The following is a 14,974-nucleotide window of genomic DNA, read 5'->3' on the forward strand; positions in this document are numbered from 1 at the left end:
TTGTTTTTTGATCTTGCCTTTTCTAGCAAGCAAAATTTATTTTGCGTCTGGCAAGCGGCTTCGCCGCGTCTAACTACTAGCAACTGCTTTTTTAGTTGGCATCTTTGTGCGGTTGCAGTATAATCCGCGCTCCTTCGATTCAGGTCGAAGTTTTATGACGTTGTAGTCCTCGGATTACAACCAATAATTATAAGGTCGTCGATCTACGTTAAGCGTTTGATTTAGCGGGATTAGACTGATGTATAGGCGAAATTATCATGACTACATTTAGCGCAAAGCCTGCAGAGGTAAAACGCGATTGGTATGTTATCGATGCTGAGGGTAAAACCTTAGGTCGTATGGCTACAGAAATTGCTCGTCGTCTTCGCGGCAAGCATAAAGCAGAATACACCCCTCACGTTGATACTGGCGATTACATCGTTGTTATCAATGCTGAAAAAGTTAACGTAACCGGTAACAAGCGTAAGGATAAGACTTACTACCGTCACACTGGTTACCCTGGTGGTCTGCGTGAGACTTCTTTCGAGAAGATGATTGAAACTCACCCGACACGTACTGTTGAGCTGGCTGTTAAAGGCATGCTGCCTAAAGGTCCTCTGGGTCGTGCTATGTACACTAAGATGAAAGTGTATGCTGGTGCAGAACATCCTCATGCGGCTCAACAGCCACAAGAACTAACTCTTTAAGGGGCGGTCAATATGTCTTCTACTCAGTATTACGGCACAGGCCGTCGTAAGTCCTCTACTGCGCGCGTATTCTTGCGTCCAGGTACAGGCAAAATCACTGTTAACCAGCGTGAGCTGGATGTTTACTTCGGTCGCGAAACTGCTCGCATGATCGTTAAGCAGCCACTGGAGCTGACTGGTAACGTTGAAAAGTTCGACGTATACGTAACAGTTAAAGGCGGCGGCGGCTTCGGTCAGGCTGGCGCTATCCGTCACGGCATCACTCGTGCTCTGATGGAATATGATGAGACTCTGCGTCCTGAACTGCGTGCAGCTGGGTTTGTTACCCGTGATGCTCGTGAAGTTGAGCGTAAGAAAGTGGGTCTGCGTAAAGCACGTAAGCGTCCACAGTTCTCCAAGCGTTAATTCGCTTCCGATACCTTTACGGTATCGCAGAAAAAACGCCCCGACCTTATGGTTTGGGCGTTTTTTTTTGACCTGTTTTCAGGTGGTTTTTTTATTCGTCTGAACTGGGTCGACTATAGGCGTAAAAAGCGGTCTTTGAGTACAAATTACCTTGTAAGAACAAGGGATTTTCTTTACTATTTGGCCCATTTTAAAAATCCGTTAATTCGGTATTCGTTACGAGCAGCCAGACAAATACTGCATTGCAACAATGCAGGGGGCGGAATGGTTGAGTGAGGGGAGATAATCTTAATGAGTAATGATGGCGTGAATAAGGGGCGGCGACGTCTCCTGATCGGTGCTACCTCTGCTGTTGGGGCAGTGGGTGCCGTCGGAGCTGCGGTTCCGTTCGTAGCTTCCTGGAATCCGAGTGCTGAGGCAAAAACTGCTGGCGCACCGGTTAAGGTCGATATTAGCAAGCTTGAGCCTGGTCAGCAGACGATCGTAAAATGGCGTGGTAAGCCGGTATGGATTGTTCGCCGAGGCGATGAGGCCCTGGCGAACCTGGCAACGATTTCAGCCAGTCTGTCCGATCCAGAGTCGAAGATTCCACAGCAGCCAGAATATGTTCCAGGTACGCCTGCTCGTGCACTGCGTGAAGATATCTCAGTATTGGTTGGTATCTGTACCCATCTGGGTTGTTCTCCGACTTATCGCCCTGAAGTGGCACCTGCTGATCTGGGTGATGAGTGGATTGGTGGTTTCTATTGTGCGTGCCACGGTTCCCGATTCGATCTTTCCGGTCGTGTTTTAAAGGGATCTCCGGCGCCGAGTAATCTGGTGATTCCGCCTCATTCTTATGAGAGCGATAACGTGGTTATCGTTGGTGTTGATCAGGAGGTTGGATAATGGCTGGCTCACGGAATAAAGGAAATCCAGGCATGATGGGCTGGATTGATGATCGCTTCCCGCTGACTGCGATGTGGGATGATCATCTGGCAAAATACTATGCGCCAAAGAACTTTAACTTCTGGTACTTCTTTGGTTCGCTGGCGCTGTTGGTTCTGGTTAACCAGCTGTTGACCGGTATCTGGCTGACTATGAGCTATAACCCGACTGCAGATGGTGCGTTCGCTTCTGTTGAGTACATCATGCGTGATGTGGATTATGGCTGGTTGCTACGCTACATGCACTCTACCGGTGCTTCTGCATTCTTCGCTGTTGTTTACCTGCATATGTTCCGCGGCATTATGTACGGTTCTTACCGTAAGCCACGTGAATTGGTGTGGATCTTTGGTATGGCGATCTACCTGGCGCTGATGGCTGAAGCCTTCATGGGCTACCTGCTGCCGTGGGGTCAGATGTCTTACTGGGGTGCTCAGGTAATCGTATCTCTGTTCGCTGCTGTACCGGTGATTGGTCCGGATCTGGCAGAGTGGATTCGTGGTGATTACGTTATTTCCGGCGTTACCCTGACGCGTTTCTTCTCGCTGCACGTTGTGGCTCTGCCAATCGTTCTGCTGGCGCTGGTTGTAATGCATATCATCGCGCTGCATGAGGTTGGTTCTAACAACCCGGACGGTATCGAGATCAAAGACAAGAAAGACGAGAACGGTATCCCGCTGGACGGTATTCCTTTCCACCCTTACTACTCCGTTAAGGATATTGTAGGTGTGGTTGTGTTCCTGTTTGTCTTCTGTCTGATCATCTTCTTCTTCCCGGAGATGGGTGGTTACTTCATTGAGAAGCCGAACTTTGAGCCTGCTAACCCGCTGAAGACGCCTGAGCATATCGCGCCGGTATGGTACTTCACACCGTTCTACGCAATGTTGCGTGCGATTCCGCCTATTGCTGGTTCCCAGTTCCCGGGTGTTGTTGTGATGGGTGGTGCGATTGCAGTCCTGTTCGTATTGCCATGGCTTGACCGTAGCCCGGTTAAATCAATGCGCTACAAGGGCATGATGAGCAAAATCTGGCTGGCAATCTTCTGCATCAGCTTCGTAATCCTGGGTTACCTGGGTGTGGTTGCATCCTCACCTGGTCGTACTGTGGTTGCGCAGATCTGTACAGCGCTGTATTTCGCGTACTTCTTCCTGATGCCGTTCTACACCAGAATGGAAAGCACTAAACCGGTACCGGAAAGGGTGACAGGCTAATGAAAAAGTTTTTTATCGCATTCATGATGGTGCTGCTGCCAATGGCAGCGAGTGCTGCTGGTGGCAAGGCGCCTCTGGATCATATGAAAGCAGATCATGCTAACAAGGAATCCTTGCAGCGTGGTATGCAGACCTATGTAAACTACTGTTTGGGTTGTCACTCTGCTGACTATCAGCGTTTTGAACGTGCTGCAGTTGATCTGGGTATGCCGAATGATCTGGTTGAACAGAACCTGATTTTCGGTGATCAGAAAGTAGGTGAGCAGATGACTAATGCTATGCCTAAGGCTGATGCGGCTGAGTGGTTTGGTACTGCACCACCGGATCTGACTCTGGAAGCGCGTCTGCGTGGTGAAGACTGGTTGTACACTTATCTGCGCAGCTTCTACAAAGATGATGCTCGTCCGTACGGTGTAAACAACGTAGTATTCCCTGATGTTGGTATGCCTAACATTCTGGAAAGCCTGCAGGGCGTACAGATGAATAGCTGCTCTAAAGATGAGTTGTTGCACCAGGAGAAGACAATCGATCCTCTGACTGGTCTGACTATGGGTGGCTGTCTGTCTGTGAGCGAGAAAGGTTCGCAAACTGCCGAGGAGTTCGACAATACTGTATATGATCTGGTGAATTTCATGTCTTACATGGGTAACCCTGTTAAACTGGAATCACAGGCTATCGGTACTAAGGTCCTGATCTTCCTGGCAATCTTCTTTGTGTTTGCTTTTGCACTGAAGAAAGAGTACTGGCGAGACATTCACTAAACGTCTTTAATAGTACTACTGATAGATGCGCGGCTCGCTTTTTGGTGGGTCGCGTATGCTTTTTTACGGAATAAGATAACGGGGTGATTTAATGGGCGTAGTGGCCAAGCGTTCTTCCATGACTTTTTACTCTGATGGTGAAGATCATTACAGCCATCGGGTACGTATTGTATTGGCGGAAAAAGGTGTTGCAGTCGAGATTAATGATTGTGATCCGAATAACCTGCCGGAGGATCTGGCGTCATTGAATCCGTACAACAGCTTGCCGACTTTGCTGGATCGCGAGTTGGTGCTGTACGAGCCGAATGTGATGATGGAATATCTGGATGAGCGTTTCCCGCATCCTCCGTTGTTGCCTGTATATCCGGTTGCGCGGGCGGAAAGTCGTCTGTACATGTACCGTATTCAGCGTGACTGGTGCTCTCTGGCAGATGTGATTCTGACTAGTGAAGATCAGGATGAGGTCGATAACGCGCGTAAGTCGTTGCGTGACAGCCTGGTTGCTGTATCGCCGATCTTTTCTGAGAAAGACTTCTTCATGAGTGAAGAGTTTACCTTAGTGGATTGCTGTATCGCTCCGCTGCTGTGGCGCCTGGAAATTCTGGGTGTTGAGCTGCCGGAAGATCAGAGCAAAGATCTGCTGAAGTATATGGAGCGCTTGTTTGAGCGTGAGTCTTTCCAGGTCAGTCTGTCTGAAGAAGAGCGCGAGATGCGTGATTAATCACGCAACTGAATAAGTATGAAAAGGATGGCAATTGCTCATCCTTTTTTTTTGGAGTTTTTGTATGCAACCGAGTCGAGGTTACCTGATCCGCGCTCTTCATGAGTGGATTATGGATAATGACTGCACACCACATATTGTCGTGGATGCTGAAATTCAGGGGGTGATGGTGCCCTCTCAGTTTGTTACTGATGGGCAGATAGTGCTCAACGTCTCACCGGGTGCGGTGCAGGGGTTGTCGCTGGATAACGCTTCTGTGAGCTTTAGTGCGCGTTTTGGTGGTGTACCGGTAAATGTCTATGTTCCGGTCGTTGCGGTGCTGGCTATCTATGCTCGTGAGAACGGTGCGGGTATGGGATTTGGTGCTGAGCCGGGAGTGGAGGCGTTTGATCTAGAGTCGCCAGAACCTGATGATGAGCCGCCTAAGCCGAGTGGCCCTAAATCAGTACCTAAGTCTGTCGATGGTAAAGGTAAGGGTGCTAAGTCGTCTTCCAGGGCGTCACTGAAGGTTGTGAAATAGCGCTGTAGGTGGCACGTCTTCGCGGCGATGGTTAGTTGCCTGGGCTAAATCGCGACGAGATGCCCGAAGGGGCATGCCAGCGTCGCTCCGACAAAGATCGCATGGTAATTCCCACCGGTAGGAGGTGCGCCCTCGCGGCGATGGTTTATTGCTTAGGCTAAATCGCGACGAGATGCCCGAAGGGGCATGCCAGTGTCGCTTCCACAAAGATCGCATGGTAATTTCCACCGGTAGGAGGCGCGCCCTCGCGGCGATGGTTTATTGCTTAGGCTAAATCGCGACGAGATGCCCGAAGGGGCATGCCAGTGTCGCTTCCACAAAGATCGCATGGTAATTCCCACCGGTAGGAGGCGCGCCCTCGCGGCGATGGTTTATTGCTCGGGCTAAATCGCCGCGAGGTGCTCGAAGGGGTGTGTCAGCGTCGCTCCGACAAAGATCGCATGGTAATTCCCATCGGTAGGAGGCGCGCCCTCGCGGCGATGGTAAGTTGCCTGGGCTAAATCGCGACGAGATGCCCGAAGGAGCATGCCAGCGTCGCTTCCACAAAGATCGCATGGTAATTTCCACCGGTAGGAGGCGCGCTAGCATGCCCCTTTGGGTACCTCGCGCGATGGTTTATTGCTTAGGCTAAATCGTCTTGCTCTTATAAGTGGCTGATCACTGAGAAGGATTAGCCAGGTAGTTGCCTGAAAAAACGAAAGCTAAAAAGCCGCCATATGGCGGCTTTTTTTCGTCTATTGCTGGGTGGTTGTTGGGGTGGTTTGGTGCGGCGATAGCGGTGCTATAGCTGCTTTATATTGGGAATTTGGTTGTAAAGATTTTCGACACTTTGATTTGTAATGCTCAATATAAAGGTGTGTGGTGGGTTTAAAGTCTATTCAGCGGTAGTGATAATTAGGAGATAATACATTGTGTCGAGTTATTTTACATGGTCTTTGGGTTTTGTTTTGTTATCACTAATAAAGCGCTGTATTTTCAATGGTTTATCATTGCTGGCCTGTTTTGTGCTTTAATATTGTGGATTTTGGGCAGAAATGAGGCGAATAGTTGTGCTTGCTTTTCTGGTAACGAATACAGATTGCACATTGGGGAAGAGATGAAAAAATACTTATTTATATGCTTTTTTATGTTTGCGGCAACGTCTAATGCGGCTACATTGGGAGGCTTTGATGGAAGCTATGCAACTGGTAACTGGACTCAGGATCTGAATGGCGGCCTAATTGATACGATTAATGCTCCTTCAAGTGTTGCTTTGACCGGTCGAGATGATTACAGCAGTCAAGCTGCGGTAACTGATTTTACTATTGCTGCTGTGGCTGCTGGGTCTGTATCTTTCGATTGGGATTATACTACTCTAGATGGTTCGGCTTCATATGATCCATTTGGCTGGGTATTGAATGGTGTTTTTACCCAGCTAACTGATGATACTTTGTCTGGACAGTCCGGTGTAGAATCGTTCCTGGTTGCTGCGGGCGATATTTTTGGTTTCCGTGTTGCTACAGAAGATAGTGGATTTGGTGCGGGAACTGCTGTGATTTCAAACTTCTCTGCGCCAGAGGTGTCGGCTGTGCCGGTACCGGCTGCTATACCTCTGTTTGCCTCAGCGCTCGGTCTGTTTGGTTTGATCAGGCGTCGTCAGCTGTTGAAGCGCAAAGGCTAATTCAATCTATTAGGTTGTAGAGCTGGTAATGAAACAAAACAGTCCTTATGGGCTGTTTTTTTTTGTGTAAGTTTGGTCTTGTGTGTTCAGTCCGGTTTTCTTTGTCGGTTTAAAGGTTGCGGAATGTGTGGCTTGCAGTAGTGATGCCTTGTGGTTGTTATGGTATATGATCAGGTTTGTTGCTGGCTGTTGGTGTCTTGGCGGCGTTGTGGTTGTGGGATTCGTTGCGAAGGATAGTTTGCGGTAGAGGCTAATCGCGACGAGGCGTCGCTCCCACAATTGCGTAGGGGTCAGTGCTTTAGGTGTGGGAGGCGCGCCCTCGCGGCGATGGTTGTTGCCTGGTGTAAATTGCGATGAGCTGCCTCGAAGGGGGATGCCAGCGCCGCGCCCATAAAGATCGTATGGTAATTCCGCCTGTAGGAGGCGCGCCCTCGCGGTGATGGTTGTTGCCTGGTGTAAATTGCGATGAGCGCCCCGAAGGGGGATGCCAGCGCCGCGCCCACAAAGATCGCATGGTAATTCCCATCGGTAGGAGGCGCGCTTGCATGCCCCTTTGGGTGCCTCGCGGCGGAGGTTTATTGCTTGCTTGGTATAAATCGCGATGAGATACCCAGAAGGAGTGTGCCGGTGTAGCTCCTAAAAGTTACTGATTATCTAAAACAAAAAAACCGCCTTATGGCGGTTTTTGCATATCTGTAATCGGGTGTTAGTTAATGTATTCGAAAATCTTAACGATTTTTTGAATGCCATTGACTGTGCGCACCAGATTAACCGCATCTTCGGCTTCCTGTGGATAAACCAGGCCCATCAGGTAGACGACGCCGTTCTCAGTAACAACCTTGATGCGGGTGGCATTAACGCGCTCGTCACCCAGCATGTTGGCTTTAATCTTAGCTGTGATCCAGGTGTCGCTGGCCCGGGTCAGGCTTGAGGTTGGGCTGGTGACGGTTAGCTCATTGTGGATGCGGCGGATCTTACGTACCTGGCTGACTATCGATTCAGCTTCCTGTCTGCTGCCTTCGGAAGCGACCTGCCCCGCGATCAGAACAACGCCGTTAAAGCTAGTAATGCTGACGTGGCTGCTTTTGAGTTCTTGCGAGCCTTTGCCGATGTTTACAGCGGCTTTGATTTCAATCAGTTCGTCATCAACAAAGCTGCCTGAGGTTCTGTTGCCGCTATCTTCCTGGATGGGTTCCTCTTTTACCGCGCCAATAAAGGATGAGCAGCCGCTGATAAGCACGCCAGCAATAAGCAGGGCGATAATTCGTTTCATTTATTCTTCTCCGCCAAAAAGTTGGTAATCAATAAGGTCGCTGAGGGCGTGCAGAATCAGCATATGCGCGCTGTAGATAAGCCCTTCGTCATCTGCCGGAATACAGAACTCGACCTCGTCAGGCAGTAATAGAGACTGAATGTTGTCATTAGTTCCGCCGGTAAGAGCGATAACCAGCATATCCCTGTCGTGAGCAGCCTGAATAGCCTGGACCAGATTAGCTGAACGGCCATCATTGGACAGGATCAGTAGAAGGTCGCCGGGTTGTCCCAGGGCGCGGATCTGCTTTGAGAATATGTCGTTATAGTGGCTGTCAGAGGCGATGCCGGTCAGTGCGGAGCCATCGCTATTGAGTGATATGGCTGGCAGGCCGGGGCGCTCATGGCGAAACTGATTCATCAGCAGTGTGCTGAAGTGTTGCGCGAGCGCGGCGGAGCCGCCGTTGCCGCAGCACAGAATTTTGCTTTCAGTCACCAGGCAGCCCAGCAGGAGTTCTCCGGCGTGGGCTATGAGTGGTGTATATTCTTCGATGGTCTGGGCATTAACCTCCATAGTGTTATGGAAAAGGCTAATTACACGGTCTTGAAGTACCATCGGGGCTCCTGTTCAGAAAGTAGCTTCAGGTCTGAAGGCGTCTTTATACCACATGGGGCAGGAATCGCCAGTACTGCCTGTAAAACATCCCTCATAGGCTACAACATCGAAGCGGCAAACGACATCACTAAAGCCAGGGTTTTGGCTAAGAAAGTGCTGTGCGGTTTTGATTAGTTTGCGCTGTTTGATGTTATCCACAGAGGCGCTGGCGCCACCCCAGCTTTTATGGCTGCGGGAGCGTACTTCAATAAACACCAGGCTGCCACGATCCAGCATGATCAGATCGATCTCCCCGGCGCGGCAGTGATAGTTTTGGAGGAGCGGTTTAAGGCCCTGCTGTTTAAGGTATTTAAGGGCGTCTGCTTCGGCGTCCCTGCCGTGTTTTTGTCTGTCCATAGGGGTGTTTGTTTACTCTGCCAGTTGTGGGCTGCCGTTGCGAAATAGTGTCCAGGTTAGTTGGCGTTGTACCTGATTGCTTTCAGTGATTGATAATTTTCCGGTTTCACCATTTATTCTGGCGGCGGGTGAGGCGGCCAGTTGTGCCAGGTAAGGATAGAGCTGAAATGCGTCTATTCCAAGTGCATACAGGCGGCCGAAACGAGAGTCGGTGTTGTCACGTAGTTGCGCCAGTTGCAGGTGCTCTGCAGAGGGTTGCTCAACCAGCCATGGCGTCGCAACAAAGCGAATGCCGTTCAGGTCCTGATCTTCAATGGGGGATTCTTTGCCGCTATAGAGATGCGATGTGGCGTAGACCGGAATTTTGCCTGCGTAATGGAAAGCCAGGGTTGGTTTGATCTGGCGGGCGGCTTGTGGCTGTGCTGACAGGAAAATAGCGTCTACGTCCTGGCGTCGGCGATCTTCGCTTTCGGTGCGCTCACCTATAATCTGGTTGATACGCTTGCGTCTTTCGTTGCTCAGCTCTGTGCCTAGCATGATAGCAATCTGCTCTGAGTAGTTGGCATCTTGCGGGTAGCTTGAGCTGCTGATGACAGTGCCGCCTAAAGTGTTGAGCTGCTCGCTGAAGGCTGTCTCGGCGCGGCGTCCCCAGTCGGTATCCGGGGTATAGGTAATGATGTTTTTATGGCCGTCTTGCCAGGCCTTGTTCGCGGCTTGTATCGCTTCGTCTTCGATGGCCAGACCAAACTGATAGATATTGTGCTGGCTCTGGTTGGCAATAGTGTTCAGGGTCAGAATCGGGGTGCTGGCAGGGCCTTGCTCCAGAATCAGTTTAACCAGATTCTTCTCTAAAGGGCCGATAATCAGGTCGATCTGCTTTTCCTCGGCAACCTGGTATAACAGGGCTGGATCGGTGATCAGTGTTGAATCAAGAATGGTTACTTTAGAGGTCTCGTTACCTGCTCTTACCGCATTATAGTGAGCTGTCATGAAGCCGGTCATTATTGCTTCAGCTGGTTTCTGTAGCTTGCCGCTCAGAGGGAGTAGCAAGGCGATGTGGCGGGCGCTGAGCTGGTCGATGCTGGTAATGGCCAGTAACATGGTGGGCGGTAATTCGAAGGCAGGGTGGGATTGCCAGAGTACCTGCCATTGCTGCATCTGACTGGATTGGCTGCTCAGGTCTGTAGCGCTTTTGGCTGTCACAGCCAGTTCATACCAGCCCTGCTCATAATAACTGTTACCCGGATTGTGGCTGAGTTGTTCCAGCTGATGTTGTGGAAAGCTGTTCAGGCGGCTCCAGATGCGATCATGCAGTGCTTGTTGTTTGTCGGCAGGGCTATAGCTGCTCATCTGGATGAGTAGCTGAGTTTCACTCAGGTTATCCTGTTGATAATGATATGCATCGGCTTCCATCTCGCCCAGCTGGTACTGACGCTCGGCGGGCAGGGCCTCGCGTTGTTCTGGCGGTAGTTGTTGCAGGTAGCGCAGGGCTGAGGTGCCGTCTTCCCGGTCCAGGGCCGCGCGGGCTTTGAGTTCAGCGATTTCGTAGCGCAGGGCTGGCGTAAGCAGGGCGAGGTCGATCTCTTCCAGCAGGCTTGCTGCATCCTCTCTGCGGTCGAGACTGACCAGGATGCGTGCTGCTTGTGCTTTTAATTCGGCGCTTTTAATTGGTGCTGCAATGTCCGCCTGGGCAAGTAGTTTTTCGACCTGCATTATGTCTTGTTGCGGTGTTGTTACCTGGTCGGAATCTCCAGGCTGAATACTACAGCCGGAAATAAAAAGCGCTACGCATGTAGTTACTATAAGAGACAGACGGATTGGAAACGTCATATACTTTCACACCCTGAAATTAAAATTAGTTCAAATACCGATGTCTGAATCAGCTCTATATGTAGTGGCAACGCCAATTGGCAACCTGGATGATATGACTCCGCGCGCGATCCGAACTTTAGAGTCGGTCGCCTTAATCGCAGCTGAAGACACCCGGCACAGTGGTCGTTTGCTCTCACATTTTAATATTAAAACGCAGATGATAGCAGTTCATGATCATAATGAACGCCAGCAGCAGCAAAAAATTATCGCAATTTTGGAAAAAGGTGAGAGTGTTGCGCTCATTTCGGATGCCGGTACGCCGCTGATCTCAGATCCGGGGTTTGTTCTGGTGCGAGAGGTACGTGCTGCAGGCCATCGTGTAGTTCCGGTGCCTGGTTGCTGTGCCATGGTTGCGGCTCTGAGTGCGGCAGGGATTCCATCGGATCGTTTCGCTTTTGAGGGCTTCCCGCCAGCGAAGTCACAGCAGCGTTTGAATTATTACTCGGCATTGGCCGGTGAAACACGGACGTTGATGTTCTATGAGTCTCCGCATCGGATTGAAGATAGTCTGTCTGCGGTTGTCGATGCGTTTGGTGCTGACCGTCCTATTGTGCTGGCCAGAGAGCTGACAAAAACCTTTGAAACCTACCTTTCGGGTACTGCGGCAGAGGTGTTGTTGCAGGTTCAATCTGATCCGAACCAGCGCAAAGGTGAGTTTGTGATGATGGTTCAGGGCGCGCCAGCTAAGGATGATTCTGCGCTGGATCAGCAGGCCAGTGATACGCTCGATATTTTGCTCGAAGAGCTGTCAGTTAAGCAGGCCTCTGCGCTGGCGGCTAAGATTACGGGCATCAAAAAGAAGGTGCTGTATCAGGCTGCTTTGGAGCGAAAGTAGTAATCTCAAGAATTATCTCTTTTCTGGCGAAACTTCCTTGCTTCCCTCGCCTGTGCTGGTATCCTTTGCGCCGAAGAGTCCGCCAGACAGTCGTCGCCTTGCTTTAGAGTAGGGGGGAGGAAAGTCCGGGCTCCATCGGGCAGGGTGCCAGGTAACGCCTGGGGGGCGAAAGCCTACGGAAAGTGCAGCAGAGAGTAGACCGCCTAAGTTTTTTGTTTTCGGATAAGAAGCCGGTAAGGGTGAAAGGGTGCGGTAAGAGCGCACCGCGTGAGTGGTAACACTTCATGGCATGGTAAACCCCACCTGGAGCAAGACCAAATAGGAATCCATTAAGGTGTGGCCCACACTGGATTCGGGTAGGTCGCTTGAGACCTGTGGCGACGCAGGTCCTAGATGAATGACTGTCCACGACAAAACCCGGCTTATCGGCGGGCTCTTCACAAAATTCCATAGTGCTTTCAACGGGTTACGGATGATTCGTTGAGGATATTTTCGCTATGGTACATAAACTGGTACAAAACTCCCATCCCTTCGTTGTCCTTCGCGGCAATACTTATTACTTCCGTTACGCTATTCCTGCTCATATTAGAAAATTGTGCCCTTCGTTGCCTACTGAGGCGAAGCGGAGCCTTCATACAGACTCCTTTTCAGAAGCTGTTTACCTGGTTAGTCAGAAGCTTAAGTTCATTCGGTTGCTTAAACGCTGTCAGGATGCTCTACAGGTAGAATCATTGTGGAACCAATTGGTGGACTTCTCTGTTCAGGTGAAGGACTGGGTTGGTCGGCAACTAGTTAAGCTCAGTGCTTCTCCTGTTCAGCCAGATGGCGAGACTTCGGTTCGAGTGGAACCTGTGATAAAGACTCCAGAGCCGAAGACTCCTAAGCTTTCAGAGGCATGGGAAAGGTTTGTGACGTGGAAGTCATGGACTGAGAAAAGGACCAAAGATAACCAGCGTGTCTTTGATAATTTGCTGTTCTTCATTGGGGATGTCCCGGTAGAACAGATCACAAAAGCAGATCTGAAAGCTGCTTTAGCATCTATTGCTGGTCTGCCTCAGAGAAACTTAAAGCGATATAAAGGACTGCCTTTGGATAAGCTGACCTCTATGACTATCTCTGATGAGCATCTGGTATCCGGTAAGTACGTTAAAGAACACCTGAAGCTGTCTCAGAGCTTGTTCAATGCTTATCTGGTGCGTGATGTCGATGTTCTGGAATCATCTCCTACAGAGGGGCTGAGGTGGGAGCATGATGATAATCGTTATGCCAGTCTGACAGATGCTCAAGTTCGATCTGTTCTACAGAAGGTAGCGAATAAGCCTGAATGGTTCAGGTGGTTTATGTTGATAGCTATCTATTCAGGGGCTCGTAGGTCTGAGATAGCTTCTCTTCGTCCTTGTGACTTCAAGCAGTGTGAGGATACTGGCCGTTACTACTTCGTTATCAGTGAGGGTAAGACGAAAGCTGCGAGGCGTATGGTGCCTGTGCATAAGTCACTTGAGGAGGCAGGACTTCTGGAATGGATTGGTAACGGTCAGAGACTGATATTTCCGATAGTTGCTAAGAACCCCAGTCGTGTTACTGATAGCTTCAATCGGCTGTTAGATGATCGCTTCAACGATTTGGGTGAAAGGATAGTATTCCACTCCACGCGACACACCTTTATTACGAAGGCTCGAGCAGCAGGTATGACTAATGTGTTGGTGCAGCAGGTCATAGGTCATGAGAAGACTGGGGCGGGGATGACTGATCGATATACACATACATTCCAGTTGAAGGATGTGCTACAGGTAGTTGATGCCGTTGATTACGGAGAGTTAACCACCGAGCAGTGATAGAGTAGCTCTTTAATTCAAAGAACTATGCTTGAATTTGTCTATAGAAGTGAGCTGAGAATTAAAGCAGAATAGTCGTATTAGTACGCTCAGGGAATAGAATGGATTCATTTATGGTAGATATATCAACAGAACGTCTTATCAGAAGTGCTAACTTTAAAGACTTAGAGCTCTTAGCCGCAAAAATTCTCAATCAAGACAATGTAAAACTACAAATTCCGAATACCTTATCTTTTTCTGGTGGGTTTGGCATGGAAGGCGCTGTATTACAGGTGTTTGCTACCTGGCTCAGATCTTCTCGTTCTCACATTATTCATACAGCAGCTAGTGAACCTGGTAATTCTGAGCTTTTTGAAAGCTTGTGTAATCAACTTTTTGGATTATGCGCGTTAAGATTAGCTGACAAAGTATGGTCAACTTCAAAACTAGATGTAAGCATTCAAACAGCTTTGAAACCAGCAATCCCTATTTTCCAAAAATTGAGGGCTGAGGATTATAAAAATGCTTTCAAAGGGATGTATCTGACAATTCCTGCTATTAAGGCACCAGTTGTTCCAAAAGGACGAGATAGGGAGTATGACAGTCCTTTGTATAATAATGATCAAGTTGTGGGAGCTGAAAAGTTTTTTAAAATCACCGATCGGGCACTGAAAGCTGTTTTACCGAACTCTGTGTCCCACAGTTCAATCAATGATCAAGTTATAGAAAATTTATCGGAAATTCTGCGAGAGCTTTTTACAAACACCCATAGACATGCTCGAGCTGATGTAAAAGGTCACCCTTATAAGAAGAACTTTAGGGGGATTATTTTTAATATGATTGAGTTGAGTGCTTCTAGAATGGATGAGCTCTCTACCGCATCAGGCGCAAGTGTTCTGTTTTTGGGGGATTGGAAACCTTCTGGTAATGAAAAATTTAGAGCTTTAGATATTACTGTGGTTGATTCGGGTCCGGGTTATGCGAGGAGGTGGCATGGTTTGGATAAGGATAAGCTGACCTTGGAACAAGAAAAAGTAGCAATAGTTGAGTGTTTTACAAAGCATAGGTCATCTGATCAGACAGACTCTTCTGGATCAGGTTTATCCAATGTTCTTCGTGACCTGAAGGAGCTTAAAGGGTGGTTCCGTCTGAGAACAGGCAGAACATTAGTTGAAAAGTCATTTTTCAATTATGAAGGCAGTAATAGAATTGAACTAGAAAATATTAAGGAAATGGACTCGTTCATGGAAGGTGTGGTCTTTAATGTCGTCATCCCACTAAAAAGCTTGGTGGGGAAATAAA

15 protein-coding genes, 1 other RNA gene and 1 pseudogene are annotated in these 14,974 nt (G+C 49.2%); 13 read left to right on the plus strand and 4 right to left on the minus strand.

The window, feature by feature from the left end; all coding sequences use genetic code 11:
* Positions 1 to 257: 257 nt before the first annotated feature.
* From rplM to ACQUQM_RS23740, 8 genes are all read left to right on the plus strand, one after another.
* A complete protein-coding gene (gene rplM / locus ACQUQM_RS23705) occupies positions 258 to 686 on the plus strand; it encodes a 50S ribosomal protein L13 (RefSeq protein ID WP_432472332.1) in 429 nt (142 codons plus the stop codon).
* A 12-nt stretch (positions 687 to 698) separates the two neighbouring features.
* Positions 699 to 1,091 carry a 30S ribosomal protein S9 gene (gene rpsI, locus ACQUQM_RS23710; protein ID WP_124925618.1) on the plus strand — a complete coding sequence of 131 codons (393 nt, stop codon included), beginning with the start codon at positions 699 to 701 and terminating at the stop codon, positions 1,089 to 1,091.
* Between the two features lie 291 nt (positions 1,092 to 1,382).
* Positions 1,383 to 1,979, plus strand: coding sequence for a ubiquinol-cytochrome c reductase iron-sulfur subunit (gene petA / locus ACQUQM_RS23715; protein WP_432472333.1), 597 nt, complete (start codon positions 1,383 to 1,385; stop codon positions 1,977 to 1,979).
* Positions 1,979 to 3,226, plus strand: coding sequence for a cytochrome b (locus ACQUQM_RS23720; protein WP_432472334.1), 1,248 nt, complete (start codon positions 1,979 to 1,981; stop codon positions 3,224 to 3,226). The genes petA and ACQUQM_RS23720 overlap by 1 nt, the downstream gene beginning before the upstream one ends.
* Positions 3,226 to 3,987: a cytochrome c1 gene (locus ACQUQM_RS23725; protein ID WP_432472335.1), complete on the plus strand. Its 762-nt coding sequence runs from the start codon at positions 3,226 to 3,228 to the stop codon at positions 3,985 to 3,987. The genes ACQUQM_RS23720 and ACQUQM_RS23725 overlap by 1 nt, the downstream gene beginning before the upstream one ends.
* 91 nt (positions 3,988 to 4,078) lie before the next feature.
* Entirely contained in the window at positions 4,079 to 4,708 is a 630-nt protein-coding gene (gene sspA, locus ACQUQM_RS23730; RefSeq protein ID WP_432472336.1) for a stringent starvation protein SspA, read from the plus strand.
* A gap of 64 nt (positions 4,709 to 4,772) precedes the next feature.
* Positions 4,773 to 5,228 (plus strand): ClpXP protease specificity-enhancing factor, encoded by a 456-nt coding sequence (locus ACQUQM_RS23735; RefSeq protein ID WP_432472337.1) that lies wholly within the window; start codon positions 4,773 to 4,775, stop codon positions 5,226 to 5,228.
* A 928-nt stretch (positions 5,229 to 6,156) separates the two neighbouring features.
* Entirely contained in the window at positions 6,157 to 6,888 is a 732-nt protein-coding gene (locus ACQUQM_RS23740) for a hypothetical protein (protein ID WP_432472338.1), read from the plus strand.
* Positions 6,889 to 7,594: 706 nt separating this feature from the next.
* Here the strand turns inward: ACQUQM_RS23740 and ACQUQM_RS23745 are convergent.
* From ACQUQM_RS23745 to ACQUQM_RS23760, 4 genes are read right to left on the minus strand one after another with little or no spacing between them, the layout of a single operon-like run.
* Positions 7,595 to 8,161 (minus strand): BON domain-containing protein, encoded by a 567-nt coding sequence (locus ACQUQM_RS23745; protein ID WP_432472339.1) that lies wholly within the window; start codon positions 8,159 to 8,161, stop codon positions 7,595 to 7,597.
* Positions 8,162 to 8,755, minus strand: coding sequence for an SIS domain-containing protein (locus tag ACQUQM_RS23750; RefSeq protein WP_432472340.1), 594 nt, complete (start codon positions 8,753 to 8,755; stop codon positions 8,162 to 8,164).
* Between the two features lie 12 nt (positions 8,756 to 8,767).
* The gene (locus ACQUQM_RS23755; protein ID WP_432472341.1) at positions 8,768 to 9,151 is read right to left on the minus strand and encodes a YraN family protein; all 384 of its coding nucleotides are present in this window, start codon (positions 9,149 to 9,151) and stop codon (positions 8,768 to 8,770) included.
* A 12-nt stretch (positions 9,152 to 9,163) separates the two neighbouring features.
* Positions 9,164 to 10,981, minus strand: coding sequence for a penicillin-binding protein activator (locus tag ACQUQM_RS23760; protein ID WP_432472342.1), 1,818 nt, complete (start codon positions 10,979 to 10,981; stop codon positions 9,164 to 9,166).
* A 40-nt stretch (positions 10,982 to 11,021) separates the two neighbouring features.
* Between ACQUQM_RS23760 and rsmI the strand changes: the two genes are divergently transcribed.
* From rsmI to ACQUQM_RS23785, 5 genes and pseudogenes are all read left to right on the plus strand, one after another.
* Positions 11,022 to 11,858 (plus strand): 16S rRNA (cytidine(1402)-2'-O)-methyltransferase, encoded by an 837-nt coding sequence (gene rsmI / locus ACQUQM_RS23765; protein ID WP_432472343.1) that lies wholly within the window; start codon positions 11,022 to 11,024, stop codon positions 11,856 to 11,858.
* Between the two features lie 74 nt (positions 11,859 to 11,932).
* Positions 11,933 to 12,299, plus strand: an RNA gene (gene rnpB / locus ACQUQM_RS23770) — RNase P RNA component class A.
* Between the two features lie 56 nt (positions 12,300 to 12,355).
* Positions 12,356 to 12,520: pseudogene (locus ACQUQM_RS23775) on the plus strand (DUF6538 domain-containing protein); the annotation flags it as partial.
* Positions 12,521 to 12,946: 426 nt separating this feature from the next.
* Positions 12,947 to 13,693, plus strand: a complete 747-nt coding sequence (locus ACQUQM_RS23780) for a tyrosine-type recombinase/integrase (protein ID WP_432474876.1) — start codon at positions 12,947 to 12,949, stop codon at positions 13,691 to 13,693.
* A 101-nt stretch (positions 13,694 to 13,794) separates the two neighbouring features.
* Entirely contained in the window at positions 13,795 to 14,973 is a 1,179-nt protein-coding gene (locus tag ACQUQM_RS23785; protein ID WP_432472344.1) for a hypothetical protein, read from the plus strand.
* The last annotated feature ends 1 nt before the right edge of the window (position 14,974 follow it).

Origin of the sequence: Amphritea sp. HPY (assembly GCF_050870985.1) — a bacterium.
Taxonomy (GTDB): Bacteria; Pseudomonadota; Gammaproteobacteria; order Pseudomonadales; family Balneatricaceae; genus Amphritea.

Coding starts and splice junctions, on each gene's coding strand:
- ACQUQM_RS23785 (WP_432472344.1), top strand. CDS start 13,795: ATGGATTCATTTATGGTAGATATATCAACAGAACGTCTTATCAGAAGT.
- rplM (WP_432472332.1), top strand. CDS start 258: ATGACTACATTTAGCGCAAAGCCTGCAGAGGTAAAACGCGATTGGTAT.
- ACQUQM_RS23750 (WP_432472340.1), bottom strand. CDS start 8,755: ATGGTACTTCAAGACCGTGTAATTAGCCTTTTCCATAACACTATGGAG.
- ACQUQM_RS23740 (WP_432472338.1), top strand. CDS start 6,157: ATGGTCTTTGGGTTTTGTTTTGTTATCACTAATAAAGCGCTGTATTTT.
- rsmI (WP_432472343.1), top strand. CDS start 11,022: ATGTCTGAATCAGCTCTATATGTAGTGGCAACGCCAATTGGCAACCTG.
- ACQUQM_RS23755 (WP_432472341.1), bottom strand. CDS start 9,151: ATGGACAGACAAAAACACGGCAGGGACGCCGAAGCAGACGCCCTTAAA.
- ACQUQM_RS23725 (WP_432472335.1), top strand. CDS start 3,226: ATGAAAAAGTTTTTTATCGCATTCATGATGGTGCTGCTGCCAATGGCA.
- ACQUQM_RS23760 (WP_432472342.1), bottom strand. CDS start 10,981: ATGACGTTTCCAATCCGTCTGTCTCTTATAGTAACTACATGCGTAGCG.
- ACQUQM_RS23720 (WP_432472334.1), top strand. CDS start 1,979: ATGGCTGGCTCACGGAATAAAGGAAATCCAGGCATGATGGGCTGGATT.
- ACQUQM_RS23745 (WP_432472339.1), bottom strand. CDS start 8,161: ATGAAACGAATTATCGCCCTGCTTATTGCTGGCGTGCTTATCAGCGGC.
- rpsI (WP_124925618.1), top strand. CDS start 699: ATGTCTTCTACTCAGTATTACGGCACAGGCCGTCGTAAGTCCTCTACT.
- ACQUQM_RS23735 (WP_432472337.1), top strand. CDS start 4,773: ATGCAACCGAGTCGAGGTTACCTGATCCGCGCTCTTCATGAGTGGATT.
- petA (WP_432472333.1), top strand. CDS start 1,383: ATGAGTAATGATGGCGTGAATAAGGGGCGGCGACGTCTCCTGATCGGT.
- sspA (WP_432472336.1), top strand. CDS start 4,079: ATGGGCGTAGTGGCCAAGCGTTCTTCCATGACTTTTTACTCTGATGGT.